We start from the raw sequence: 18,106 nt of genomic DNA on the forward strand, positions 1-18,106 counted from the left end.
TCCTAGGCTAAAATATCATCAATATCCTCAAAACGTTTATGTTTAGTAACGATGATAACATGATCTCCAGCAATAATACAATCCTCTCCTGTTGGAAAAAGACGTTTCCCATTTCTTATAATAACAGCCACAATTAAATTATCTCGAGTTTGTAATTCTTTAAATGGAATATTCAATACTTTACTACTATTATTTACTTCAAACTCTAAGGCTTCAACTTCATTATCAGCAATGCGATAAAGTGAATTCACACTGGAAACATTATTACTAGTCAAGGATCGAACAAAACGCAAAATATGATTAGCAATTAACCTCTTCGGGGTAATAATCGCCATCGACCACAGGTCATCCAACATTTTAACTAAATATGGCCGATTTACTTTGGTAATGATTTTTTTTATCTTCAAGCTACTCGCATACAATGAAATAATAATATTTTCTTCATCAAACCCTGTTAAACAAATAACAGAATCATATTTTTCAATTCTTTGTTCTTGTAAAAATTCATGATCCTTACCATTTCCATGAACAAAAACAACATTCGGAAAGATTCTACTTAATTCTTCTACTACTTTTAAATCACGATCAATCACTGTTAACTGAATATTTCGTGAACTTAATAAAGTTAACAAGTATTGTGTAATCCTTCCTCCTCCAATAATCATTGCATTTTTTATTTTCTTATTACTATAACCTGCTTGAGGATAGAAATTAAAGAGGTCATCTGCAGAACCTGTAACATATAAACGATCAAACGCCATGATTGAATCATTACCATCCGGTATAAAAGTATGGTCTTGTCTCTCTATTACACATATCAGAACATTCCCAAAATTATCTCTAAAGTCTGAAATCTGCATCCCTACCAAGGGATTTTCTCGATCAATTTCTAATTCAACAATACTTACACGTCCATGACTAAATGTTTCAACACCAACTGATGCGGGGAATCTTAGTAATTCAGCCATATGTCGGGCCGCTTCAAATTCAGGATTGATCATCAAAGAAATTCCAAGTTCATCTTGAACAAACTCTAAATTAGTCGCATATTTAGGGTGACGAACTCTCGCAATCACTTCTTTTGCACCCAATTTACGCGCAAATACCGAAGCAATAATATTAAATTCATCTTCGGGTGTCACTGCAATAAAAACATCACAGTTCTTTGTGCCAGCTGTTACTAAATGGTCATAATTCACACCATCGCCTACAATACCAGTGATATCATAATGATTAATTAGATGGTCCAATCGATCAGCATCTTGTTCAATTAAAACAATATTATGCCCTTCCTGTGCCAGTTCTTGGCAAATGACTTCACCAACAGCTCCTCCACCTGCAATTACAATTTCCATGACGCTCTCCTTATTCATAACCTTGTTCGGTTGTTAATAATTTTTGATAATGCTTTATCATTTGATCTTTTTGCTTGATCAATTGACTCAAAGTTGCCATTAAACTTTTTGTTTCCTCTAAATTATCCAGTTGCTCTATCTGATATTCCATGTTATTCCTTATCAACTCATGATCAACCGCTTGGGTAATTTCTTCTAAAATTCCTCTTATTTGATATTTTATTCGGGCATTTCTTCTAGGCTCTTCTGCCATTAGCTCGGGTACTTTTTGCAATACATCTTGCATAGATAAATTTCTTTGCATATGGCCATGATGAACGCGACAATATTCTTTATTAAAAGGAGTAATTCCCGGATGTATCCCGTGAATTTGATAGATTCCATCAAAAATAGCATACACTCCCTTTTCAATTTCAGGTAAAAAGACCCGACTCAACCTAAACGTAGGATCTTCTCCAACAATTTCAGCTACCCATTTCTTCTCATCAGAGTTATTTTCAAGCCTTAAATACTGTGCCTTCAATTCCTCCTGCATTAGACATATCCCTCACTTTATTCAAAAATACTCTTCATGGTTTCTGGAATGCTTTCTATTAACCGACTGGGTAATACTAGGAATTGATCCTGATAAATTTCATTGGCAATAAAAGAATGTAAATAACTTGCCAAGATAGCAGCTTGTAAAGGATGATCGACTTGACCAACTAGACCCACTACCATTCCTGCTAAACAATCGCCCATTCCACCTATCGACATCCCCGGATTCCCTTTGATATTTAAGTAAGATTCTCCTTGATTGTTCCAGATAAGACTTTGATGACACTTCTGAATAACAATCGTCTGATATTTTTTAGCAAAATCTCTCATCTTACTCATTCCACTTGCCCTCAACAAAATATCTGCCTCTCCTTTATGGGGAGTAAAAATCAACTTCGCTTTGGAATTTTTATTTTCTAAATTAGACCAGAGAGCAATAGCATCTGCATCAACTACAATCACCTGCTCTTCATCAGCTAATTGTAACACTTTCTCCAATATTTCCAAATTTTTCTCTGATCGCCCCATGCCAGGACCAATCAAAATTCCACTCGCTTTTTTAATACTATTTTTTAAGAAATTAGGCAGATGCCAATCACCGACCATGGCCTCAGGATTAGAAATATGGAGCGTCATTTGGTTTTGAGGATGTGTTAGTACAGTCGTTAAGCCTGATCCAATATAAACACAGGCTTTACTTGCAAGGATCGCAGCTCCTGCCATTTCTTGATTCCCTCCTATTATGACACTATGGCCAAAATCCCCTTTATAAGAGTCATTTTGCCGCTTGGGTAATAATGTTTTGATAAAATCATGAGTTAATTTCATAACTGACCGATCCTTTCAATTAACTAAATAAAGATTAAAGCTCTCAATATACAATATTCTATCACTTATCTAACCGTCCTAACAAAAAAAGACCTAGGATCATCTAGGTCTCAATCATTTAATCAATTTTTAGTATCGATACACCGACCGATTTAGGCCCCCCATGAACACCTAATACAGGAGTCAATTCTGTCACATAAAATGTTTCAGCAGCTTTAATTTCTGCCACCAGATCTTGTTCAAGTTCAGCAGTTTCTTCATCATTATTTCCAGCAAAAATAACTAATTTATACCGGCTAGTATCGCTCAATTCTTTTTGAACGGCTGTCACTAAAGATTGGTATGATTTTTTTTTACCTCTCGCTTTATTAATAATCGTTATTTCACTATTTTGAATCGTTAAAAGCGGATTAATATTCAACATCGTCCCGATCATGCCTGCATATTTATTTAGACGACCACCTTTGATGACATATTTTAACGATCTGAACAGAGCGAAGATTGATGCACGCTGATTAACTCTCTCTAACTCTCTCAATATCTCTTCGACTATTTTGCCCGCATCTCTTAATTCCGCTGCGTAGATTGAATGTAGCCCCGCCGTACTTCCAATGTGGGACGTTTCAAAAACGAATAAATCTAACCCCTCATATTGATCCAATAGAACTTCATACAGTTGTCTCATACCTGTTAACTTGGCTGCAGAAGTAATCAATAAAGCTTGTGTATAACCATTGGATCTTAGTTGGTCGAGTCGATCCATAACATCTTGCAGTGGAGGAACCCCAGAGGATAATACTTCATAATCTTCCATCGTCTCATAGAATTGTCGTGTCGTTATATCTATTTGATCTTTATAATGTTTTTCTCCCATCTGAATTGAGTAAGATAGTACTTCAATTCCATATTCTTCTCCTAATTCAAAGGTTAAATCTTGAGTCGTATCTGCAACAATCGCTAATTTATTCATCTTTTTCTCCAATCTGATCATAGCCACCAGCCTCAATAATCATGGTTGCTAATAGTTTCATTATGAACGCATTCGAAACTGCTTGAATGCCTTCTGTTGTTTCTTTAATCATAACACCTTTTATCGGATAAAGCGTTTTCTTTTTAGTGGAAATAATAATTTGTTGGATCGCTTGCTCCATTGAAATCGCAAAGATATCATATCCCTCTTCTATTGTCATTCTCTTAAGTTGCAATTCAATTCCTTTTTTTACTTGATCAATAGGGAGTACTTGCTTATAGATCGCAATAATAATAAGGATAGCTACTTGTTGCTTCCCATATTTTCTCCCTGCTATTTTAGGAATGATCCCCCATTTAGAGTAATTCTGAATCATGGTAGAAGTCATCGCTTTTTCACCATTCATAATCGGATACAAAATATGATTAATATATTCTACCACTTGACTATTAAAAAGGGGCGTCTCCGGTAGGTCATCCCACTTCGGACATTGAAACTCAATAATTTGTTGGAGGGTTGTTTTCATTCTTTCGCCCCCTATCTAGTTTTGACCACTATATAATACCATGTCCAAAATTTGTGTCAAGAAAAAGACCCCTTATCATCATAAGGAGCCTTTACTTTTATTCTATTAATTGTCCATTGTGATAAACTTCTGAAACATCATCGTCTTCTTCTAAGGCATCAATAATTTGCATCAAAGTATCAAAGTCCGCTTGCTCTAAAGTTACCGTGGTTTTAGGTACAAGTGTCAATTCAGCAGTATTCAATACATATCCTTCTGCTTCTAAAGTGTCTCGGACTTTAGCAAAATCATTGGGATCAGTATAGATTTCAAATACTTCATCAGAAGTTTCAAGGTCTTCTCCCCCTGCTTCTAAGACAGACATTAAGACTGTTTCTTCATCAAATTGGGTAGTGGAACGCTCAATAACAATATAGCCTTTACGATCAAACAGGTAGGAGACAGTCCCTGCTTCTCCCAAATTACCACCGTTTTTATTATAAGCAATTCTAACATTTGTCATCGTGCGGTTCCGATTATCAGTCAAAGCGACGGTCATAACCGCTACCCCATTTGGGCCAAAACCTTCATAGACTACTTCATCATAGTTCTCGCCTTCACCTGCTGTAGTAGCTTTCTTTATAGCTCGCTCCACATTATCTTTTGGCATATTATTTGATTTAGCTTTATCCATCGCTAACCTTAGAGTTGGATTAATTTCAGGGTCAGCGCCCCCTTGTTTAGCTGCCATATAGATTTCTCGTGATAATTTTTGAAAAATTTTCCCACGCTTTGCATCCTGAGCACCTTTTCGATTCTTAATATTATTCCATTTAGAATGACCAGCCATTCCGATCCTTCCTTTCCTATATTTCGATTTCCAGTAAAATAGGAGTGTGGTCTTGGCGATCACCAGAATCAATCATTTCAGAAGTGACCACTTTTTCTGCAATTCGATCACTCACTAAGAAATAATCTATTCTCCAGCCTGAATTATTTATTTTACTAGTTTTAACTCTTTGGGCCCACCAAGTATAGACCCCTTCGACAGGACCATGTAGATGCCTAAAAGTATCTGTAAAACCGCATTCTAGTAAATTTGTAAAGCCTTGTCGCTCTTCATCCGTGAACCCAGCATTTCGTCGATTATTCTCCGGATGAGCTAAATCGATCTCTGTATGGGCAACATTAAAATCTCCTGTCGCAATCACAGGCTTAACTCGATCTAACTCCATTAAATAGGAGGCGTACATCCGGTCCCAGATTTGTCGATCGGGTAGACGTCTTAGTTCATTCCCTGCATTAGGGGTATAAACATTCGTAAGAAAGAACTTATCAAATTCTAAGGTAAGCATTCTCCCTTCAGAATCCATTGGTTCTGGACAGCCAAGTTCAGGATAAGTAACAATAACGTCAAGATCTTTTTTATAAAGAAACATCGTTCCAGCATAGCCTTTTCTAGCAGGCTCCTCTGAAGAACGCCAGACTAGATCATACTGAGGAAATTTCTCAGCAAGTATAGCTAAATGCTTTGCTGTAGGGCCTTTAGCACTTAACTTTGTTTCTTGAATCGCTATTACATCGGGTTGATACGTCAATAAATTATTTAATACCGCCTTCGACATAATAGCTCTTGCTGACTCACTCGTTAAAGCTGCATTTAAAGAATCAATATTCCAAGAAATAAATTTCATAGAGAACTCCTTTATTATATAATTATTTCTATTCTATCATACTGGAGATTTTTGACCTAATTGACAATTATCGTCTTTTCTTTTTCCAATTGTATCAATTCTTTTCTCTTGCGAATATACGCTGGCACTAATATTAAAACCGCTCCCAACCATGCCATCGGATTAGAGATTACCGTTCCTGAAAAGCCTATGATAGGGGTTAACACAAATGCCGCTACCACTCTCATGACCAACTCCATCAATCCTGCAAAAGTCGGTACCAAACTTTCATTCAATCCCTGCAACGTCGATCTAAACACAAATAAAAGAGAGAGTAACCAATAAAAAGGTCCCGTCAATAAAAAGAACTGCCTACCATATGTTGCCAAGGTTGTCCCTGCATTTGAATCACCAAACAATGCTGTCAGAGTTCCCCCCATAAACATTAAAATCATCGCAAATATGATCGCCATTGTTACCGATAAAAAGGCTGTTTGCCTAACTCCCTGGATAATCCTCCCATATTCGCTAGCCCCATAGTTTTGACCGACATAAGTCGCCATTGCGATCCCAAACGACATTAAAACTTGAATCACTAACTGATCAATTTTATATGCAGCAGAATATCCAGCCACAGCATCAGCTCCCAAAGTATTCAAGGCAGTTGTGACCGATACAGCTCCTACAGCAATAATTGAAGTTTGAAATGCCATTGGAAACCCTAAACGACAATGCTGAATAATCTCTTTTCTAACAAAAACAATATCCTTCTTTTCAACTTGTAACACATATACATCTTGATAAATCACCCAAAAACATAGTCCTACTGCCAAAGCTTGAGACAGAATAGTCGCATAAGCTGCTCCTGCAACTCCCATATGAAAATACACAATAAAGACATAGTCTAAAATAATATTAGTAATCGTTGTGACCACTAAAGCAACAACCGGTGTACGGCTATCTCCTATTGATCTTAAAAGATTACTTACCATATTAAAAATAACCGTCACAATCATACCAGCAAAAATTACCAGCATGTAATCATAGGCATACTGAATAACCTCAGGTGGTGTGTTCATAATTTCAAGAAGCTTCCATAAACTCACAGCGGAGATCATCGTTAACGCAACTGAAACGACGACTGATAATAAAATATTTAAAACGACACTTCGTTTCACTTTACGATAATCTTTAGCTCCAAAAGCTTGAGCTAGAGGAATAGCTGTGCCCCCTGTAAAGCCCATTGCGAAGCCTACCACAAAGAAAGATAAGCTACCTGCTATTCCTAAACCAGCCAAAGCATCTAATCCCATTGTACGTCCTACTATAAATGTATCTACCATATTGTATAATAATTGAAATAAATTTCCGACAATAAGCGGTAAGGAGAATCTCATTATTTTTTCTAATGGTGCTCCTTTCGTCATATCATTCAATCCATCACCCCTTTATATAACTTCTATAGTATAAAAGAAGACTCCTGTCGCTTCAATTGTATGAAAACAGATTCATAACAAAAAAACACGAACATTAAATTAGTTTAATGAAAATTCATTCACTATCCTCTAGATTATTCTTTAGAACATGTTACAATTTACCCCATAATACAAAGGAGGAACAAAATGGATACAATTCGCAATTATTTTAAATTTAATGAAAACAATACTAATTTCTCAACAGAAATCCAGGCTGGTATCACCACATTTCTAGCCATGTCCTATATCATTTTTGTCAACCCCGCTATTCTTTCTCTAACGGGTATGCCTTCGCAGGGAGTTTTTCTCGCTACTATTTTTGCCTCTGCCATTTCCACCCTATTTATCGGACTTTTTGCTAATGTTCCTTATGCTTTAGCACCTGGAATGGGACTCAATGCCTTTTTTGCTTATACGGTTGTCTTTGCTCTCGGCTTTACATGGCAAGAAGCATTATCAATGGTATTTATTTGTGGTTTACTTAACGTCCTAATCACTGTCACTAAAATCCGAAAATTATTGATAACAGCGATTCCTGATTTTTTACAACATGCCATTTCAGCAGGTATTGGAATTTTTATCGGATATATTGGACTTAAAAATGCTGGCTTGCTTCAATTTACTTCTAGCGCTGGAAATATCTTATCAATTAATGGCGGCGACCCTAATGCCGACCCCATCACAGGAGACATTCAAACAGTTGTCACCAATGGAGGAATTTTACCAGAATTAGTTAATTTTACTGAAATCGGAAGTTTAGTTGCTATTTTTGGTTTAATTCTTACGATTATTCTAATGGTCAAAAAAATAAAAGGTGCTATTTTAATTGGTATCATCGTCACAACTTTTGCTGCTTTTGTAACAGGGCTTATAGATTTAACTTCACTTAATTTCGCTGATAATTCTATCAATGCAGCTTTTGTAGAGTTAGGTCAAACTTTTGGAGTTATTTTCACAAAGGCTGGCATCCCTTCGCTATTTGGAGACACTAGCCGCTTACCAATTGTTCTAATGACGATTTTTGCTTTTTCACTCTCAGATGTCTTTGATACCGTAGGAACCTTCATTGGTACCGGACGCCGCTCAGGTATCTTTTCTGCTGAAGACGAGAAAGCATTGGAATCTAGTTCTGGCTTCAACTCAAAAATGGATAAAGCTTTATTCGGAGATTCTGTCGGAACTATTTTTGGTGCTATTTTGGGAACTTCTAATACCACAACATATGTAGAATCTTCAGCCGGAATTGGAGCAGGAGGTAGAACCGGATTTACTTCCGTTGTCACAGCGATTTGCTTTGTTCTATCCGCTTTTATGTCTCCAGTCATTGGGCTTGTACCCGCTCAAGCGACAGCCCCTGCTCTGATTATTGTAGGAATATTAATGGTTAGTTCACTTTCAGATATTAATTGGGCTCACTTCGAAGAAGCTGTCCCTGCCTTCTTCGCATCAGTTGTAATGGGACTTGCTTATTCCATTTCAAATGGCATAGCAGCTGGTTTCATTATGTATGGGATCATTAAACTGGCCACAGGCAAAGCCAAGGATATTCACCCAATTCTTTGGGTCTCTATGTTACTTTTTATCATTAATTATATTGTCATGGCAATTCTATAGATTAATCAAAACCTGACAAAAGGACAGACAAAAAGTCTGTCCTTTTCTTAATAAAAAACCATTCCTTATTATAAAATATAAAAAATAATGTCCTATCCTCTTTCGTAATATAGACCTGCGAAATCAATCATTAACCCTTAAATTGATCGCGTTCTTGTCTTAAATAGCGAAATTCATCTAAATCCTTAGCTCTTAAAAATAGATTGATTTTACGTTCCTGCCTAATTGTGGTAGGTAAAGTAGCTTCATGATCGGCTCTCTTCTGTCGTACCTCGTCTAAATATTTTTTTATAGATCGATTCTTCGGTTCAATCGTTAAAGCAAACTCTAAATTGACTTCTGTATATTCATGACCTGCATAAACTTTCATTTCATCCGGTAATTGTGCAAATATTTTGAGTGTTTCAAATTGTGCATAATAATCATCCGTAAATACACGACCACATCCCCCAGAAAATAAAGCATCCCCGCAAAATAGGGCCTCTCCTTTTAAATAGGACACATGATTAGCTGTATGCCCTGGTGTGCTTAACACTTGAAAAGAATGGTTCATGAGTTCAAAGCAATCACCATGTTCTACGATGCGATCACAATATTTCTCTACTTCACTTGGACCTATGACCAATGCTTGTGGGTAACTTTCTTTCAGCTCTTTTACCCCCTCCACGTGGTCCGCATGTTTATGGGTTAATAAAATCCCTACCATATTCTTATTTGTATGTTCAAGATAGTCAAAAACAGGCTGACTCTCGCCCGGATCTACCACAATCACATCATTCTCATCTTCGATGATCCAAATATAATTATCCGTAAAAGCTTTTACATATTGAATCTCCATTAGACTGTCTCCTTTCCTATTATTATAATGTCACTTCTAATGTAAGTAATGACTCCTTCAATTATTTCTTATCCCATACAAATTATTGTTTAAGACTATTAAGAATTAATGTAACGTCAACTTTTCATGATTTAAAAGCCAAGCTTTATTCTTAATTCCACCTCCATATCCTGTTAAAGCTCCATTCTGAGCAAGCACACGATGACAGGGAATAATAAGCGAAATAGGATTGTGTCCAACCGCACCTCCTACAGCTTGAGCTGACATATTTGCTTGTCCTCTATCCTTTGCAATTTGTTTGGCGATGTGACCATAAGTTTCGACTTCCCCATAAGGAATTTCAAGTAGATGTTGCCACACCATATAGCGAAACGCTGTAGCATGTAAAGGTTTTAAGGTTAGATGATTCAACGAAGGATTATGTCCTGCAAAATAAGCATCTAGCCAATTCTTTGTTTCCTTTAAAATTAGACACTGACTATTCGCTTCACTCATGACAAGACCTTGAATCGCTTCTTGCATGAAACGTTTCTCTCCTAACCACAATCCTACTAATGCATCTTCTGCAAACAACAAATCGATCGAACCTAGTGGCGATAAATATTGACAATTAAAATACATCTTTTTACTCCATTTTTTTGATCAATTAACTGGTATAAAGTGCTTTTCATATTCTATTCCTATTTTATCACGAAGTTCTCTTTTTTGATAATATACGCCTTTCTATTCTATTGAGATAAATATGCTTACAAATTTTTTGAAAGCAAAAAACCTAAGTAGAAATCTCTACTTAGGTTTTTAGGCATTATAGATGAAGTAATCTCAGAAAATTAATCTTTAATACGAATACAAATATTCTTAGCCTCTGTAAAGAACTCCATTGAGAAGCGTCCCCCTTCACGGCCATTTCCTGATTGTTTGGCTCCACCAAATGGAACCCTCAGATCTCGAACAAACCAATCATTAATCCAAATCGTTCCAGCCTTAATTTCATGAGCAACTCGATGTGCTTTAGCCAGATTTTCTGTCCAAATGACACCATCCAAACCATAGATAGAATTGTTAACAATTTTAATCGCTTCTTCTTCTGTTTGAAAGGGAATCACTGAAACAACAGGTCCGAATATCTCCTCTTGGTTAATTTTTGAATTTGGGTCAGGCGCTAAAATAATCGTCGGCTCTAAGTAATATCCCTCACTAATTTCTTCAGGGAGATTATCGGGACGTTTCCCCCCTGCAAGAATTTCTAATCCATTATCTTTTGCCCAATCAATGTAGGAAGATACCTTTTGAAATTGATCTTCTGAAACAATAGGTCCCATATCAGTATCAACATCATTAGGGTCTCCTACTTTAAAGGCTTTTGCTTCCGCCACAAATGCTTCTAAGAACGCATCCAAAATATCCTCTTGAACTAATAAACGAGAACCTGCCAAACACACCTGTCCTGTATTAGTATAGGCCGCTCGAATAGCTCCCGGTACAGCTTTCTTAAGATCAGCATCTGAAAAAATAATATCTGCTGCTTTCCCACCTAATTCTACTGACACTTTTTTCTGTGTGTTAGCGGCAGATTGTTGAATAATAGTTCCTGTTTTGGTTGAACCTGTAAATGAAACTAAATCAACGGCTTCATGTGAAGTTAAAGCATTTCCTACTACTCCACCTTTACCGTGTACAATATTTACAACTCCGTCGGGAATTCCAGCTTCTTTAGCAATTTCTCCTAATAAGGCCACTGATAACGGGGTTACTTCAGGTGGTTTAATCACTACTGTATTTCCGGCAGCTAAAGCAGGTCCCAATTTCCAAGTTGTCAACATAAAAGGGATATTCCAGGGAGTAATTAAGACGGATACCCCCACCGGATCATAGGTCGTATAGTTAATATAGTCTTTCCCCATAGGAAAAGCTTCTCCATGCATCATTTCTGCATAATCTGCAAAGAATGAAATATTATTGGCAGAACGATCTACCTCACCACCCTGCACTGTATTGCGAATTGGTTTTCCTACATCCATTGCATCTAAGGTTCCGATTTCTTCGGCACGTTCTATTATAATTTCTGCCATTCTTCGAAGTTTGTCGGATCGTTCTTTAACGGTCAATTTACCCCAGGGACCATTATCAAAGGCTTCTCTCGCCGCCGCAACAGCCCTATCAGCATCTTCTTGAGTAGACTCACTTACTTCAGCAATTAATTCTTGACTAATGGGAGTCGTAACATCAAATGTTTCTCCATTACTTGCAGGAACGTATTCCCCATTAATCCAATTATAAACCTGCCTAATGTTCGTCATTAAATCGCTCTCCCTTCAACATTCGAATAAAATCTTATTCTTATCAAGTCATCTTCTAATGCAACTATCTAAATTATACCCAGGCCTTATTTTCTTGCGACTTATCCTCCCGTTATACGGAATTCTTGTCAATTTGTCTTTATTCCCTTTCCCTGTTTCTTGTGAACCCTCTCATGGTCTTAAGCATTTTTTCACAGGCTTCTACAAAAATTAGCGAATCCATACTATAAGTAATGGCATTATAGCCCATGTCTATTCTTTGCTTTACTTCCTCAAGCGTTTGACAATAAATAAATGAAAACTTTTCCTGCCTCTTACAAGCATCTATCACTCTTTCCATCGCTTTAATAAGAAGCGGAGAGTTTGTTTCACCCAGACATCCTAACGCAACTGACAAATCATAGGGACCTACAAAAATACCATCTACACCTTTAAGAGCTACAATCTCTTCTATTTGATCGAGACATTCTTTTGTCTCACATTGAGGAATCACAAGTGTCTCATCATTATGAATTTCAAAAATTTGATTCAAATTTTTACCGGAAAATTCCCCTGTTAGAAAAGAGTTACCGCTATTAGGGCCAAAGCCTCTTTTGCCAATTGGAGCATACTTACTATCTAAAATAATCGCCTCTACTTCCGCTTTTGTCTTAACATTAGGAATAATAACACCGCAAGCTCCTACATCTAACATCTTCAGAAGCGAATTCCTTTGACTATCTTTGACCCGAACTAAAGGGGTCACTTTAGCAACCTTTGCTGCACGAATATATTCCTGAGCGGCCACTACATCATAAGGCCCATGTTCTGTATCCAGTAAGACAAAATTAAAACCCGTGTAGCCAATAATTTCCACCAGAGAAGCATTGCCAATCCCATGAAAAGTTCCAAAAACTTTCTCACCATTTAATAATTTTTCTTTTAATCTATTTTTCATTCACGTACCTACCCATCGTCGGTCTCTAAGCTGAAAGGATGATGATGCCCTTTAGATCACTCCAATATTAAAACCATCAGATAAAACTTTTACGCTTGATTTTCTGCTACAAAATTATTCACTAAATGAGCAAATTCTTGCGATTTTTCAATTTGAGTCCAGTGGCCACATCCACCAAAAATATGCAATTCTGCATCTTCAATAAGATTAATTAAACGATAAGAATTTGTTACAGGAACAACCTGATCCTCACGACCATGGACAATTAGTGTTTTATGCGGGATCTTGCGTATCTCTTCATCTGGAAAAGATAAATCATCAACTGACTGCTGACGCGGTTCTGGAAACATCGTTGAAAAAGCTTCATGAAAGCCTGGCTCAAGTGATGCTTCATAGCGAGTTTTAATTAAATCTTCTGAAGCAAACTTCTTATTATAAGTAAACAAATCAATGAGTTGTGCCATATGTTCTTCTGTCCCTTTGTAGCCCCAAACTTCATTTAGTCCAAAGGGAATTTGACTTTCAACTCCCATTGGCCCCATCATTATTAACTTATTAATCCGATCAGGATAATTTAAAGCTACTGATAAACCTAATGAACCTCCAAAAGAATTCCCAACAAGATTTACTTGTTCAAGATTAAGTGCATCCATAAAGTCAATTATTTGTTGAGTCCACAACTCACGTCCATAATTCACCTCATCACCCGTAGGTTTATCCGAAAATCCAAAACCAACCATATCCATTGCATAAGCATGATTAATTTCTTCGACAAGCGGCAAAATTAATCTCCAGTTAGCATATGCTGAAACGCCTGGTCCGGAACCATGAACAAACAGTAGAGGGATTCCTCCAATATTTTCGCCCACTTCTAAGTAATTTGTTGTAAATTGACCGGTTTTAACACTTTTTCCAATTTCTGGTCTTGCCATTTTATTTCCTCCTCAAAGTTAAGATTAAATAATTAGTGGATGCCATAGCATCCACTAATTGATAAAGTTATTAACAATTAATGTTCATCATGATACATTTCACGGCGCTTTTCATCACTGATTTTATGAACAAAATCTTCGTTTTCTAAAGCATTTTTGATCGGATTATAATATAAGTTAAGTTCTTCACGCTCATCATGAATACGTGGTGTTCCATAACGGAAATACGTTTCTGGTAAATCGCCACCATACCAAATGATAGCTTGAGCCACTTCATCATCTTTCCAAACACGTGGCTCCCAATCAGGTTCGAAGATTAAGTAGCCAGAATCTCCAAATAATTCAATACGATTACCACCAGGTTCAATTATATACATACATAAAGCTTGAGACACACCATGCTTTAAAGGACCTGCTTCAATTGGAATTCCATACTCAATACATAAATCTGCCAGATCATTAAGATGTTGCGGCATACCATACCAGTATGCTAAATGGTGAAGGCGCCCATGACCACCTAGCTCATCTCCCATTAAAGCCACTTCATGAACCAATGGAGAAACAGAAAGCCATGTTGCAAAATATTCCCCATCAGGCTTAGCAACCGCCTCTCTTAAACGGAAGCCAAGAGCATCTAACCAAAATTCATGATTTTTATGTACATTATCTGGGTGCGTCATCAAATTAATATGATCTATTCTACGTACTGGAACTCCCGATAAAGGTCGTCGTTGAGGACGATTCTTCAAGGCAGAACACTTAGGATCTGGTGCTACAAAGCGCTCTACTTCCCAATATAATTCTAAACGGTGGCCATCTAAATCTTCAAAACAATAAGATTTGCCATACCCCACATTCTGATCAGCCTCAACCCATTCTCCTTTGACACCTTGAGCCTCAATTCGTTCAACAGAACGTTCTAAAGCCTGTGGTGATGAAGTACGGAATGAAACTCTCGCTAATCCTGCCTCATCATTTTGGGTTAGAATTAATGAATAATTATATGAGTCTTCATAAGCACGGAGGTATTTTTTTCCCTCAGTTTCTTTAACAATCGTCATTCCCATTAATTTAGTGAAAAATTCAGTGGATTCTTCTAGGACCGGAGTATATAACTCAGCATGAGATAATTGATGAACGTCAAAGTTTAATTCCTTATAAGTTTCTGTCATAATAATTCTCCTTTAATAATATTTTTAATTTACTTAGCATTGATAGCTCTGTCACTCAACCTATTCTCTAATCTCCCAATTTCTTTAACTTTTTCCCTCCTATCCTTGTAAGCATAAGTTTATGTTCCTATTTCCAATCATTACATCTTCAATTAAAATCTTTAACTGTTGTTTTTATGAGCCATTTCAGCAGCTACATCGAAGATAATATCTTCCTGCCCACCTACTGTTTTGCGCTTACCACATTCTACTAATAAGTCTCTTGCATCTAATCCAAACTGTTCTGCAGCTCTTTTAGCATGAAGATTAAAGGAAGAATAAACACCTGCATAACCTAAAGTAATCGAGTTCCGATCAATAATCTGTGGTGTCGTCATCATCGGACTCATAATATCTTCTGCAACGTCCATCATCTTATACAGATCGACTCCAGTCTTTACTCCCATTTTATCAAGGACAGCAATCATTACTTCAGTCTGAGTATTTCCTGCTCCCGCTCCAAGCGCTCTAGCAGATCCATCTAAAAAGCTAGCCCCTGCTTGATAAGCAGAAATGGTATTAGCCATTGCCAAGCCTAAATTGTTATGAGCATGAAACCCAATCGGTATTCCCATGTTTATAACTAAATTATGAACTCTTTCATACACACCATCTGGTAATAAAGCTCCCGCTGAATCCGTGACATATACTACATCTGCTCCATAAGATTCCATTAACCTAGCTTGTTCTAATAATTTTTTAGGAGAGACCATGTGAGACATCATCAAGAAACCTACTACTTCCATGTGTAGCTCTTCTTTAGCAAATTTAATATGTTGTTTCGACACATCCGCTTCGGTACAATGAGTCGCCACTCTTACCATTTCAGCTCCTGCAGCATGTGCTTGCTTTAAATCTTCTACTGTTCCTACCCCAGGAAGTAAGAGACAGGCAATTTTGGAGTGGGTAGCATTCTCCTTGGCTATTCGAATCAAATCAATATCATAAACTTTACTATAACCATACTGAATAGACGATCCCCCGACCCCATCACCATGAGAAACTTCAATATAAGGGATATTAGCCCCGTCTAATCCTTTCACAATTTCAGCAACTTGTTCTTTGGTGTATTGATGCTTGACAGCATGTGAACCATCCCGTAAAGCAACTTCTACTACCGTAACTTCTCTTGTCAATTATCCCACCTTCCCCTCTCTAGCTATCATGTCTTTGGCCATCTCTTCTGCTACCCCCAAAGCTGAAGCAGTCATGATATCCAAATTTCCAGAATAGACTGGTAAATAATCGCCTGCTCCTTCCACTTCCACAAAAACAGTGACGATATTCTGGTTAATTACAGGCTTAGTTCTTAAACGATAACCTGGAACAATCTTTTGAATTTCTTTTTCACGCTTCAAAATAGCGTCTTCAACTTTCTGAGGATCAAACGCGCCCTTAATTTGACAATAAATAGTATCCCTCATTAAAATAGGAGGTTCAGCGGGATTCAGAATAATAATCGCTTTACCTTTATCAGCTCCTCCTACTTTTTCCAAGGCTAAAGCTGTCGTTTCAGTAAATTCATCAATATTGGCCCGTGTTCCAGGACCTGCGGACTGAGAAGAAATAGTCGCAACGATTTCAGCATACTCAACATCCGCTACATCATTAACAGCCGCAACAATTGGGGTTGTAGCTTGCCCCCCACAAGTAATCATATTTACATTCGTTTCTTTTATGTGATCTTTCAAATTGACTGTGGGAGAAGTGAAAGGGCCTAAGGCAGCTGGTGTTAAATCAATCATTCTAATGCCCAATTCTTGAACGACTTCATTATTATGTTGATGAGCCCCCGCAGAAGTAGAATCAAAAATAATCTCGGGTCTTTTTGTCTCCTCCATGTCATAAATTCCATCGATCCCATTATCAAAAGTAACTAATCCATTCTCCCTTGCTAATTTCATGCCACGAGAATGTTGATCGATTCCAAACATTGCCACTAATTCAATCACATCGGATCGCATAAGCTTCATCATTAAATCTGATCCAATATTACCAGGTCCAATGATCCCAGCTCTAATTTTTCTAGCCATTTTTTCACCACTCCCTATTCAAAGATAATTGAGACCTCACCTAAATTTTCTGTAAATTGACAAACGAATTTATCTCCAGATTTAGCCGGAACAGCCGCTGATAATGCCCCTGCCAAAATAACTTCACCCGCTTGAAGTTTAATTCCATAATCGTGAAGTTTATTAGCTAGCCAAGCCACACAATAGGCTGAATCGCCTAAAACATCTGCTCCTGTACCGCTATTTATTAATTCCGAATTTTTATATAAGTCCATTTTCACTCCAATTCGATCTAGATCGTTAGGACTAAATTTATTCTTTCCCAAAATATAAAATGCTGAGGAACCATTATCTGCTACTGTATCTTCAAGCTTTATTCTCCAATCAGCGATGCGACTATCAACGATTTCAATCGCTGCCACAATATAGTCAGTCGCCCTTAATACCTGGTCAACCGTTACTCCTGGACCGGTTAGATCTTCTTTTAGGACAAAAGCTAGTTCACCTTCCACCCGCGCTTGCAATACTTGCTTCTTCTTGATGATAGGATTCTGAGGATCCACTACCATCTCTTCAAATAAATGCCCATAGTCTGGTTCATTCACTCCAAGTGATTCTTGCATCGCTTTCGATGTTAAGCCTATTTTTTTTCCTACAATCTTATGCCCTTGGTCTAATTTTTTGGTGACAAATTCCAGTTGTACAGCGTATGCATCATCAACTGTCAAGTCAGGTTCCATCTGAGTTAAGGGTTCAATCGCTTCAAGCGTTTCATATACAGAAAGAAGTCTCTCTGATAGAAAATCAATTCTACTTTTCTCCATTACCTTCCTCCCTCTCATAGAAGATTTGCCGTTCTTATGTCATAAATATACAAACTTTGTAACCCTTTTCATAGTTTGATTCCCGCTTAACAGAA

General features: G+C 37.3%; 18 protein-coding genes. 1 reads left to right on the forward strand and 17 read right to left on the reverse strand.

Annotated elements, in window-relative coordinates; all coding sequences use genetic code 11:
* Window positions 1-2 precede the first annotated feature (2 nt).
* The 8 genes from trkA to HZY91_RS04350 form a co-directional block, all read right to left on the reverse strand.
* On the reverse strand, window positions 3-1,355 hold the full coding sequence (gene trkA, locus HZY91_RS04315; protein ID WP_197115037.1) for a Trk system potassium transporter TrkA: 1,353 nt from the start codon (window positions 1,353-1,355) through the stop codon (window positions 3-5).
* Window positions 1,356-1,365: 10 nt separating this feature from the next.
* Window positions 1,366-1,890 (reverse strand): hypothetical protein, encoded by a 525-nt coding sequence (locus HZY91_RS04320; RefSeq protein WP_197115038.1) that lies wholly within the window; start codon window positions 1,888-1,890, stop codon window positions 1,366-1,368.
* Window positions 1,891-1,907: 17 nt separating this feature from the next.
* A complete protein-coding gene (locus HZY91_RS04325) occupies window positions 1,908-2,720 on the reverse strand; it encodes an NAD(P)H-hydrate dehydratase (protein WP_197115039.1) in 813 nt (270 codons plus the stop codon).
* Between the two features lie 118 nt (window positions 2,721-2,838).
* On the reverse strand, window positions 2,839-3,690 hold the full coding sequence (locus tag HZY91_RS04330) for a DegV family protein (protein WP_197115040.1): 852 nt from the start codon (window positions 3,688-3,690) through the stop codon (window positions 2,839-2,841).
* Window positions 3,683-4,216: a DUF1836 domain-containing protein gene (locus HZY91_RS04335; RefSeq protein WP_197115041.1), complete on the reverse strand. Its 534-nt coding sequence runs from the start codon at window positions 4,214-4,216 to the stop codon at window positions 3,683-3,685. The genes HZY91_RS04330 and HZY91_RS04335 overlap by 8 nt, the downstream gene beginning before the upstream one ends.
* Window positions 4,217-4,313: 97 nt before the next feature.
* Window positions 4,314-5,045 carry a YebC/PmpR family DNA-binding transcriptional regulator gene (locus HZY91_RS04340; protein ID WP_197115042.1) on the reverse strand — a complete coding sequence of 244 codons (732 nt, stop codon included), beginning with the start codon at window positions 5,043-5,045 and terminating at the stop codon, window positions 4,314-4,316.
* A gap of 16 nt (window positions 5,046-5,061) precedes the next feature.
* Window positions 5,062-5,889: an exodeoxyribonuclease III gene (locus HZY91_RS04345; RefSeq protein WP_197115043.1), complete on the reverse strand. Its 828-nt coding sequence runs from the start codon at window positions 5,887-5,889 to the stop codon at window positions 5,062-5,064.
* A 56-nt stretch (window positions 5,890-5,945) separates the two neighbouring features.
* A complete protein-coding gene (locus HZY91_RS04350) occupies window positions 5,946-7,295 on the reverse strand; it encodes an MATE family efflux transporter (RefSeq protein ID WP_235991605.1) in 1,350 nt (449 codons plus the stop codon).
* A 195-nt stretch (window positions 7,296-7,490) separates the two neighbouring features.
* Between HZY91_RS04350 and HZY91_RS04355 the strand changes: the two genes are divergently transcribed.
* The gene (locus tag HZY91_RS04355) at window positions 7,491-8,957 is read left to right on the forward strand and encodes an NCS2 family permease (RefSeq protein ID WP_197115045.1); all 1,467 of its coding nucleotides are present in this window, start codon (window positions 7,491-7,493) and stop codon (window positions 8,955-8,957) included.
* Window positions 8,958-9,087: 130 nt separating this feature from the next.
* Here the strand turns inward: HZY91_RS04355 and gloB are convergent, their stop codons facing one another.
* The 9 genes from gloB to HZY91_RS04400 form a co-directional block, all read right to left on the reverse strand.
* A complete protein-coding gene (gene gloB / locus HZY91_RS04360) occupies window positions 9,088-9,795 on the reverse strand; it encodes a hydroxyacylglutathione hydrolase (RefSeq protein ID WP_197115046.1) in 708 nt (235 codons plus the stop codon).
* Between the two features lie 105 nt (window positions 9,796-9,900).
* Window positions 9,901-10,416, reverse strand: coding sequence for a methylated-DNA--[protein]-cysteine S-methyltransferase (locus tag HZY91_RS04365; RefSeq protein WP_197115047.1), 516 nt, complete (start codon window positions 10,414-10,416; stop codon window positions 9,901-9,903).
* Between the two features lie 209 nt (window positions 10,417-10,625).
* Window positions 10,626-12,095, reverse strand: a complete 1,470-nt coding sequence (locus HZY91_RS04370) for an aldehyde dehydrogenase (RefSeq protein WP_197115048.1) — start codon at window positions 12,093-12,095, stop codon at window positions 10,626-10,628.
* 139 nt (window positions 12,096-12,234) lie between these two features.
* Window positions 12,235-13,032: an HpcH/HpaI aldolase family protein gene (locus HZY91_RS04375; RefSeq protein ID WP_197115049.1), complete on the reverse strand. Its 798-nt coding sequence runs from the start codon at window positions 13,030-13,032 to the stop codon at window positions 12,235-12,237.
* A gap of 89 nt (window positions 13,033-13,121) precedes the next feature.
* Entirely contained in the window at window positions 13,122-13,964 is an 843-nt protein-coding gene (locus HZY91_RS04380; RefSeq protein ID WP_197115050.1) for an alpha/beta fold hydrolase, read from the reverse strand.
* Between the two features lie 77 nt (window positions 13,965-14,041).
* Entirely contained in the window at window positions 14,042-15,136 is a 1,095-nt protein-coding gene (locus HZY91_RS04385) for a VOC family protein (RefSeq protein ID WP_197115051.1), read from the reverse strand.
* Window positions 15,137-15,297: 161 nt separating this feature from the next.
* Window positions 15,298-16,311: a 4-hydroxy-2-oxovalerate aldolase gene (dmpG, locus tag HZY91_RS04390; RefSeq protein ID WP_197115052.1), complete on the reverse strand. Its 1,014-nt coding sequence runs from the start codon at window positions 16,309-16,311 to the stop codon at window positions 15,298-15,300.
* On the reverse strand, window positions 16,312-17,208 hold the full coding sequence (locus HZY91_RS04395; RefSeq protein WP_197115053.1) for an acetaldehyde dehydrogenase (acetylating): 897 nt from the start codon (window positions 17,206-17,208) through the stop codon (window positions 16,312-16,314).
* Between the two features lie 14 nt (window positions 17,209-17,222).
* Window positions 17,223-18,011: a 2-keto-4-pentenoate hydratase gene (locus tag HZY91_RS04400; RefSeq protein ID WP_197115054.1), complete on the reverse strand. Its 789-nt coding sequence runs from the start codon at window positions 18,009-18,011 to the stop codon at window positions 17,223-17,225.
* Window positions 18,012-18,106 lie beyond the last annotated feature (95 nt).

Origin of the sequence: Facklamia lactis (genome assembly GCF_015863205.1) — a bacterium.
Taxonomy (GTDB): Bacteria; Bacillota; Bacilli; order Lactobacillales; family Aerococcaceae; genus Facklamia; species Facklamia lactis.

Coding starts and splice junctions, on each gene's coding strand:
- trkA (WP_197115037.1), bottom strand. CDS start 1,355: ATGGAAATTGTAATTGCAGGTGGAGGAGCTGTTGGTGAAGTCATTTGC.
- HZY91_RS04320 (WP_197115038.1), bottom strand. CDS start 1,890: ATGCAGGAGGAATTGAAGGCACAGTATTTAAGGCTTGAAAATAACTCT.
- HZY91_RS04325 (WP_197115039.1), bottom strand. CDS start 2,720: ATGAAATTAACTCATGATTTTATCAAAACATTATTACCCAAGCGGCAA.
- HZY91_RS04330 (WP_197115040.1), bottom strand. CDS start 3,690: ATGAATAAATTAGCGATTGTTGCAGATACGACTCAAGATTTAACCTTT.
- HZY91_RS04335 (WP_197115041.1), bottom strand. CDS start 4,216: ATGAAAACAACCCTCCAACAAATTATTGAGTTTCAATGTCCGAAGTGG.
- HZY91_RS04340 (WP_197115042.1), bottom strand. CDS start 5,045: ATGGCTGGTCATTCTAAATGGAATAATATTAAGAATCGAAAAGGTGCT.
- HZY91_RS04345 (WP_197115043.1), bottom strand. CDS start 5,889: ATGAAATTTATTTCTTGGAATATTGATTCTTTAAATGCAGCTTTAACG.
- HZY91_RS04350 (WP_235991605.1), bottom strand. CDS start 7,295: ATGACGAAAGGAGCACCATTAGAAAAAATAATGAGATTCTCCTTACCG.
- HZY91_RS04355 (WP_197115045.1), top strand. CDS start 7,491: ATGGATACAATTCGCAATTATTTTAAATTTAATGAAAACAATACTAAT.
- gloB (WP_197115046.1), bottom strand. CDS start 9,795: ATGGAGATTCAATATGTAAAAGCTTTTACGGATAATTATATTTGGATC.
- HZY91_RS04365 (WP_197115047.1), bottom strand. CDS start 10,416: ATGTATTTTAATTGTCAATATTTATCGCCACTAGGTTCGATCGATTTG.
- HZY91_RS04370 (WP_197115048.1), bottom strand. CDS start 12,095: ATGACGAACATTAGGCAGGTTTATAATTGGATTAATGGGGAATACGTT.
- HZY91_RS04375 (WP_197115049.1), bottom strand. CDS start 13,032: ATGAAAAATAGATTAAAAGAAAAATTATTAAATGGTGAGAAAGTTTTT.
- HZY91_RS04380 (WP_197115050.1), bottom strand. CDS start 13,964: ATGGCAAGACCAGAAATTGGAAAAAGTGTTAAAACCGGTCAATTTACA.
- HZY91_RS04385 (WP_197115051.1), bottom strand. CDS start 15,136: ATGACAGAAACTTATAAGGAATTAAACTTTGACGTTCATCAATTATCT.
- HZY91_RS04395 (WP_197115053.1), bottom strand. CDS start 17,208: ATGGCTAGAAAAATTAGAGCTGGGATCATTGGACCTGGTAATATTGGA.
- HZY91_RS04400 (WP_197115054.1), bottom strand. CDS start 18,011: ATGGAGAAAAGTAGAATTGATTTTCTATCAGAGAGACTTCTTTCTGTA.